Here is a 6874-nt window from a genome sequence, read left to right as displayed (position 1 = left end):
CCCGTGGGTGCCGTGCTGGTCGGCGAGTGGGCGCACATCGGCGAGGGCGACACGGTCCAGCGGACCGGCAAGCAGCTCGAGATCCCCGTCGGCGCGGGCCTGCTCGGCCGCCTCGTCGCCCCGCTCGGCAACCCGCTCGACGGCAAGGGCGACATCAACCTCGAGGAGTCGCGGCCCGCCGAGGTCAAGGCTCCCGGCGTCGTCCAGCGCCAGCCCGTCAAGGAGCCGCTGCAGACCGGCATCAAGGCGATCGACGCGATGATCCCGATCGGCCGCGGCCAGCGCGAGCTGATCATCGGCGACCGTGGCACCGGCAAGACGGCGATCGCGATCGACACGATCATCAACCAGAAGGGCCAGGGCGTCGTCTGCGTGTACGTCGCCATCGGCCAGAAGAACTCGACGATCGCGGGCGTGGTGCAGCGCCTTACCGACGCCGGCGCCATGGACTACACCATCGTTGTGGCCGCCTCGGCTTCGGACCCGGCGCCCATGCAGTACATCGCGCCGTACGCTGGCACCGCGCTGGCCGAGTACTTCATGTACACCAAGAACGAGCAGGGGAAGGGGCTCCCCACCCTGTGCGTGTACGACGACCTCAGCAAGCAGGCCGTGGCGTACCGGCAGATGTCGCTGGTGCTGCGCCGCCCGCCGGGCCGCGAGGCGTACCCGGGCGACGTCTTCTACCTGCACAGCCGCCTCCTTGAGCGCGCGGCCAAGCTGTCGGACGAGATGGGCGGCGGGTCGCTGACGGCGCTCCCCATCATCGAGACGCAGGCCGGCGACGTGTCGGCCTACATCCCGACCAACGTGATCTCCATCACGGACGGGCAGATCTTCCTGGAGTCGAACCTCTTCTACTCCGGCGTGCGCCCGGCCGTGAACGTCGGCATCTCGGTATCGCGAGTGGGCGGCGCGGCGCAGATCAAGGCGATGAAGAAGGTGGCCGGCAAGCTCAAGGGCGAGCTGGCGCAGTACCGCGAGCTGGAGGCGTTCGCCGCCTTCGGATCGGAGCTGGACCCGGTTACGCAGCGCCAGCTGGCGCGCGGCGCCCGCTCGGTGGAGGTGCTGAAGCAGGGCCAGTACTCGCCCATGGCGGTGGAGTACCAGGTCGCCACCATCTACGCGCTGACCAACGGCTACCTGGACAACGTGGACGTGGCGCAGGTGCAGCCGTGGGGTCGCGACTTCCACATCTTCCTGCGCACGCAGCACCCGGAGATCCTGGACGACATCCGCAACACGCGCGACCTGTCCAAGGAGAACGAGCAGGCGCTGGTGCGCGCAATCGAGCACTACGCCGAGCTCTTTGCCGACCCGCACTCGCCGGTGGGCACCGACACCTACGCCAACTCGCCGATCCTGAACGAGACCGCCGCCGACCGGCACATGAGCGAGGAGCAGCTTCGCCTCGCCGCCCGGCCGGAAGGGAACGCGGCGGGCGCGCGGCAGAGCTACTAACGGCAGGGACTGGGGATGAGGGATGGGGGATTGGGAACCGCAGTCGGTTTCTTTCCTCATCCCCCATCCCCCATCCCTCATCCCTAATCGGTCATGGCTAAAGCCAGAGAACTCAAGAACCGCATCCGCTCGGTCCAGAACACGCGCAAGATCACGCGGACGATGGAGATGGTCGCCACGTCCAAGCTCAAGCGCGCGCAGGACCGCGTGGCGGCCGCACGGCCGTACGCGGAGCGGCTCGGCGAGGTGATCGGGCGGCTCCTTACGCCGGAGCTGGCGGCGCGCTACCCGCTCCTCCGCCAGCCGGCCACGGTGCGGCGCGCGGCGGTGCTCCTCCTTACCTCCAACCGCGGGCTGAGCGGCGCCTTCAACGCCAACCTGATCCGCGAAGGCCGCAACCTCCTCCGCGACCTGCGGGGGCGCGGCGTGGAGGTGGAGCTCCACGTGGCCGGCAAGAAGGGGATCTCCTTCTTCCGCTACCAGGGCGAGACGCTGGGGAACGCCGTCAGCGACATCGGCGACCGCCCCTCGGCAGAGGACGCCGAGCGCCTCGTCAACTCGCTGATGGACGGCTTCGTGGCCGGCACCTTCGACGCGGTGTACGTGGTGTACGCCAAGTTCAACTCGGCGCTCTCCACCCCGCCCACCACCCTGCAGCTCCTCCCCGTGCAGGCGCCGGAAGACACCGGGCGCGGCGGCGAGGTGGACTACGTGCTGGAGCCCGGCGCCGACGAGATCCTGGGGCGCATCCTGCCGCTGTACGTGCGGAACGGGGTGTACCGGGCGCTGGTGGAGACCACGGCGGGCTTCTACGGTGCCCAGCGCACCGCCATGAAGAACGCCACCGACAACGCCGGCGACATGCTCAACGCCCTGACCCGTACCTACAACCGGGTGCGCCAGGCCGCCATCACGCAGGAAATCGCCGAGATCGTCGGCGGCGCCGCCGCCCTCGAATAACAGGAGACCCAAATGGCTACCGTTGCCCCTGAGCAGGCCACCATTCCCATCCCCGCCGTCAAGACGGGCCGCGTCGTGCAGGTCATCGGCCCGGTGATCGACGCCGAGTTCGAAGGCCAGCTTCCGGACATCTACAACGCCCTGCGCGTGAGGCGCGCCGCCAGCGGTGACCAGCCGGCGGTCGAGATCACGCTCGAGGTGCAGCAGCACATCGGCCGCCACCAGGTCCGCGCCGTGGCCATGGAGTCCACCGACGGCGTGGTGCGCGGCATGGACGTGCACGACCTGGGCTCGCCCATCACCGTGCCGGTGGGCGCCCCCGCGCTGGGGCGCATCCTCAACGTGCTGGGCGAGCCGGTGGACGAGTCCGGCGTCATCCCCGCCGACACGCTGCGCTGGCCGATCCACCGCCCGGCCCCCCGCTTCGTGGACCTCGAGGCCAAGGCCGAGGTGCTGGAGACGGGGATCAAGGTGATCGACCTCCTCACCCCGTACGTGAAGGGCGGCAAGATCGGCCTCTTCGGCGGCGCGGGCGTGGGCAAGACGGTCGTCATCCAGGAGCTGATCAACAACATCGCGCGCGGCCACGGCGGCCGCTCCGTGTTCGCCGGCGTCGGCGAGCGCACCCGCGAGGGCACCGACCTCTGGCTGGAGTTCAAGGAGGCGGGGCTCATCAAGGAAGAGAACCTCGCCGAGAGCAACGTGGCCCTGGTGTACGGGCAGATGAACGAGCCGCCGGGCGCGCGCCTGCGCGTGGCGCTCACCGGCCTCACCGTGGCCGAGTACTTCCGCGACGTGGAGAAGCAGGACGTGCTCTTCTTCGTGGACAACATCTTCCGCTTCACGCAGGCCGGCTCCGAGGTGTCCGCGCTCCTGGGCCGCATGCCCTCGGCCGTGGGCTACCAGCCGACGCTGGCCACCGAGATGGGCGCGCTGCAGGAGCGCATCACCTCCACGCACGAGGGCTCCATCACCTCGGTGCAGGCCATCTACGTGCCGGCCGACGACCTCACGGACCCGGCGCCGGCCACCGCCTTCGCGCACCTTGACGCCACCACGGTGCTCTCGCGCGCGATCTCGGAGCTGGGCATCTACCCGGCCGTGGACCCGCTCGACTCCACCAGCCGGATCCTGGACCCGCAGTACATCGGCGAGCGCCACTACCGCACGGCCACCTCGGTGCAGCGCATCCTGCAGCGCTACAAGGAGCTGCAGGACATCATCGCCATCCTGGGGATGGACGAGCTCACCGAAGAGGACAAGGTGATCGTGGGCCGGGCGCGCCGCATCCAGCGCTTCCTGTCGCAGCCCTTCTTCGTGGCCGAGCAGTTCACGGGCACGCCGGGCGAGTACGTGAAGCTGGAGGACACCGTGGAGTCGTTCGAGCGCGTGGTGAGCGGCGAGTTCGACCACCTCCCGGAGCAGGCGTTCTACATGGTGGGCGGCATCCAGGGCGCCATCGACAAGGCGCAGCGCCTGGAGCAGGGCGGCTGATGGCGGCCCCCGCCGCGGGCACGGGCGCGGGCGCCATGCGCGTCTCCGTCCTTTCGCCCGAGCAGACGGTGTACGAGGGCGACGCCACTTCGGTGGTGGCCCCGGCGTGGAACGGCCAGCTCGGCATCCTGCGCGGCCACGCCCCGCTGATGGCCCTGCTTGGCGAGGGCGTCCTGCGCATCGAGAACGGCCGCGAGACCCTGCAGTTCCAGGTCTCCGGCGGCTTCCTCCAGGTGGTCGACAACGTCATCACCGTCCTCAGCGAGCGCGCCACCGCCGCCTGACGACTGGTGCAGGTCAGCACGAAAGACAGCCCCCGGCGCGGAAGCGTGCCGGGGGCTGTTTCTGGTTACGACCGGGCGAGTGAACTCGCTGCAACAACAGCACAAAGTCCGCCTCCGCGGACTCTGGGTCCAATGCCGGTGTGCACGAGCCGGCTTCAGCCGCCTTCCCGTGGTCCCAGCCGGGGGAACCATCCCCCGGTTTCCCGCGGTCGTTGCAGCGGTTTCAACCGCCGGCCGGGCCTGATTTCGGCGTCGGGATGGCCCTCCACCGCCCACCCCGCCTTCCCAAGCGGGCGCGGGGGATGCATCCTTCACTGGCGGGCCACCGAGGCCCGCCGGTGATATCTCATCCTGGGGATGCATGAAACGGATCGACCTGCACATCCACACCCACGCCTCTGACGGGCACTGCTCACCCACACAGGTCGTGCAGATGGCCGCCAGCGCGCGGCTCGACGTGATCGCCATCACCGACCACGACACCGTGGCCGGCGTGGACGAAGCCATCGCGGCCGCCGCGGCGCACCCGCTGCAACTGGTGCCGGGCATCGAGATGAGCACGCGCGAGGGCGACCACGAGATCCACATCCTGGGCTACTTCATTGACCACCACGCCCCCTCCGTCACGCGCCACCAGGTGAGCGCCGTGGAGCGCCGCGCCGGCCGCATGCGCGGGATGGTGGCGAACCTCAACGGGATGGGGATCGAGGTCGACTACGAGGACGTGGAGCGCGCCGCCGGCCCGGACTCGTCCGCCATCGGCCGCCCGCACCTGGCCCGCGCCCTCCTAGAGCGCGGCCAGACCCGCTACTACTCCGAGGCCTTCGAGCGCTACATCGGGGACAAGGGAGTCGCCTTCGTGCGCAGCGACTTCCCCGGCGTGCGCCAGGCGATCGAGGACATCCACGCGGCCGGCGGGGTCGCGGTGTGGGCGCACCCGGAGATCGCCATCTTCGACCAGTACGTACGCGCCTTCGCGGATTGGGGGTTAGACGGGCTGGAGTGCTACCGCCCCAACACCCCGCCGGTGGAGTCGCACCTCTTTGAGACGGCCGCCAACACGCTCGGCCTGCTGCGCACGGGCGGCTCGGACTGGCACAGCACGCACCGCGGCCCGCTGGGCGAGTTCGCCGTGAAGTACAGCGACGTCAGCGCCCTGCTCGATCCCCGCCTCCCGGCGCTGTCATGACCAAACCCACCGCCCCCGCGAACCCCCTGCGCGACCCCTGGGTGATTCCGGGGCTCGTGCTCCTGGCCGTGCTCACGGTGGTGGTGGCGCTCCTTTACCGCGGCGCCCCGCAGACCGCCGCGGAAGTCGGCAGCAGGACGTGGGTGGCCGTCGCGCCCGACGCCTTCACTCCGCGCGTGTCGCGTGCCCGCGAGCGCGTGCAGGCCGCCCTGCGCGCCGCCGCCTCGGGCGACACCGCGGGCGCCATCGCGCGCTACGCGGAGGCGGAGGGGGAAGCGTGGACCGCCCGCGAGAACGCAGGCGACTCCACCCAGACCGCCATGGCCACCGAGCTCTGGGCCACCGCCACCCTGGACCGCGCGGAGCTGATGCTGGCCGCCGGCGCCGCCCCCTGGTACCGCGGCGACAACACGCAGCTCCTGCAGGAAGCGAAGGCGGCCGTGCAGCGCGCCGGCTCCGTGCCGCTGGCGCCCGCCACCCGCACCCGCGCTGCGGCGCTGCTGGCGAACATCGACCGCAAGCTGCGCCCCGGGCCGCTCGAATGGATTCCGCAACGATGACCGCCGCGCAGCGCGCCGTCGCGGCCGCGCTCCTCTTCCTGGGCGCGGCGGCGGTCGCCGGCATCGCGCCGGTAGAGACGGGGGTGCAGTACCGCACCTTTGGCATCGTGGAGGGAGTGTTCGCCCTCCTCCTCACCTACGTCCTCCTGCAGCGGCACGCTTGGACGTCGCCCGCGGGGGTGGCGGGGTGGGCGGCGGTCATCTACGGCACGCTGGCCACCGCGCAGATCGCCGAGTTCCTCTTTCCTCCGCCCGGCGTCGTGGAGTGGGTGGTCGTCGCCACGCTGGCGCTTTCGGGGTGGGGAGCGCTCTCTCGCGGCCCGCGCCGGCGCATCGTCTTCGGGCTGGCGACGCTTTCGCTGCTGATGGCGCTCCTCCGCTACTCCGTGATCCCCGTGCTGTGGGGCGTCGGCCCGCAGCCCGGCGATCTGCTGGGCGTGGGCGACATGGCGCAGGGCGCCCGCCGCGTCTTCGCGGACCACCAGCCGATCCGCCCCGCGGGCCAGCTTCTCGGCTTCGCCGCCATGGCGATGTGGGCGCTCGCAACGCGCCTCGTCTGGCCCGTGCCCCCCTCGCGCGGGCGGCGTGGGCGCGACATCACCAACCTGGCCAAATCCGGTTCCCACAAGGCCTTGACGGGTCCGGTGGACTCGTATATACTAGGCGCCCCTCGCGAGGCTGATGTCGCGGAAACGACGCAGGACGGTCCTCGGGCCGTTGACGATCGCGAGCAAGGATGATACATTGACGGGCTCGCCAGCGGAATTTTTGCTGGCAACGGTTTTTTGACAACTCGGGTATGGGAAGGGTAGAAGGAAAGGTCAGCACCCATGGTGTGTCTGACGTGTGCGCCTGTCCCGGCAACGGGATAGGCGGGCTTTCGAGTGGGGGCCGGAGGATATCCGGCCAAGCGAAGAAAGGGCGCA

7 protein-coding genes are annotated in these 6874 nt (G+C 70.4%); all 7 read left to right on the top strand.

Features of this window, described 5'->3' with window-relative positions:
• Nucleotides 1-1461 (top strand): F0F1 ATP synthase subunit alpha (gene atpA, locus VF584_22610; GenBank protein HEX8212985.1); only part of this gene is annotated, 1461 nt, incomplete at its 5' end.
• Between the two features lie 93 nt (nt 1462-1554).
• The gene (gene atpG / locus VF584_22605; GenBank protein HEX8212984.1) at nt 1555-2421 is read left to right on the top strand and encodes an ATP synthase F1 subunit gamma; all 867 of its coding nucleotides are present in this window, start codon (nt 1555-1557) and stop codon (nt 2419-2421) included.
• A 12-nt stretch (nt 2422-2433) separates the two neighbouring features.
• Nucleotides 2434-3915, top strand: coding sequence for a F0F1 ATP synthase subunit beta (gene atpD, locus VF584_22600; protein ID HEX8212983.1), 1482 nt, complete (start codon nt 2434-2436; stop codon nt 3913-3915).
• Nucleotides 3915-4199, top strand: coding sequence for a F0F1 ATP synthase subunit epsilon (locus tag VF584_22595; protein HEX8212982.1), 285 nt, complete (start codon nt 3915-3917; stop codon nt 4197-4199). The genes atpD and VF584_22595 overlap by 1 nt, the downstream gene beginning before the upstream one ends.
• Before the next feature lie 361 nt (nt 4200-4560).
• A complete protein-coding gene (locus VF584_22590) occupies nt 4561-5388 on the top strand; it encodes a PHP domain-containing protein (GenBank protein HEX8212981.1) in 828 nt (275 codons plus the stop codon).
• Entirely contained in the window at nt 5385-5948 is a 564-nt protein-coding gene (locus tag VF584_22585; GenBank protein ID HEX8212980.1) for a hypothetical protein, read from the top strand. Before VF584_22590 ends, VF584_22585 begins: the two co-directional genes overlap by 4 nt.
• Nucleotides 5945-6688, top strand: coding sequence for a hypothetical protein (locus tag VF584_22580; GenBank protein ID HEX8212979.1), 744 nt, complete (start codon nt 5945-5947; stop codon nt 6686-6688). Before VF584_22585 ends, VF584_22580 begins: the two co-directional genes overlap by 4 nt.
• Nucleotides 6689-6874 lie beyond the last annotated feature (186 nt).

Origin of the sequence: Longimicrobium sp. (assembly GCA_036389135.1) — a bacterium.
Taxonomy (GTDB): domain Bacteria; phylum Gemmatimonadota; class Gemmatimonadetes; order Longimicrobiales; family Longimicrobiaceae; genus Longimicrobium.
Note: the sequence above shows the minus strand (reverse complement) of the source record. Positions and strands in the feature narration are given on the sequence as shown.

Bases quoted from the DNA above. Each gene is read 5' to 3' on its own strand.
- VF584_22590 (HEX8212981.1), top strand. From the start codon at position 4,561: ATGAAACGGATCGACCTGCACATCCACACCCACGCCTCTGACGGGCAC.
- atpD (HEX8212983.1), top strand. From the start codon at position 2,434: ATGGCTACCGTTGCCCCTGAGCAGGCCACCATTCCCATCCCCGCCGTC.
- atpG (HEX8212984.1), top strand. From the start codon at position 1,555: ATGGCTAAAGCCAGAGAACTCAAGAACCGCATCCGCTCGGTCCAGAAC.
- VF584_22595 (HEX8212982.1), top strand. From the start codon at position 3,915: ATGGCGGCCCCCGCCGCGGGCACGGGCGCGGGCGCCATGCGCGTCTCC.
- VF584_22585 (HEX8212980.1), top strand. From the start codon at position 5,385: ATGACCAAACCCACCGCCCCCGCGAACCCCCTGCGCGACCCCTGGGTG.
- VF584_22580 (HEX8212979.1), top strand. From the start codon at position 5,945: ATGACCGCCGCGCAGCGCGCCGTCGCGGCCGCGCTCCTCTTCCTGGGC.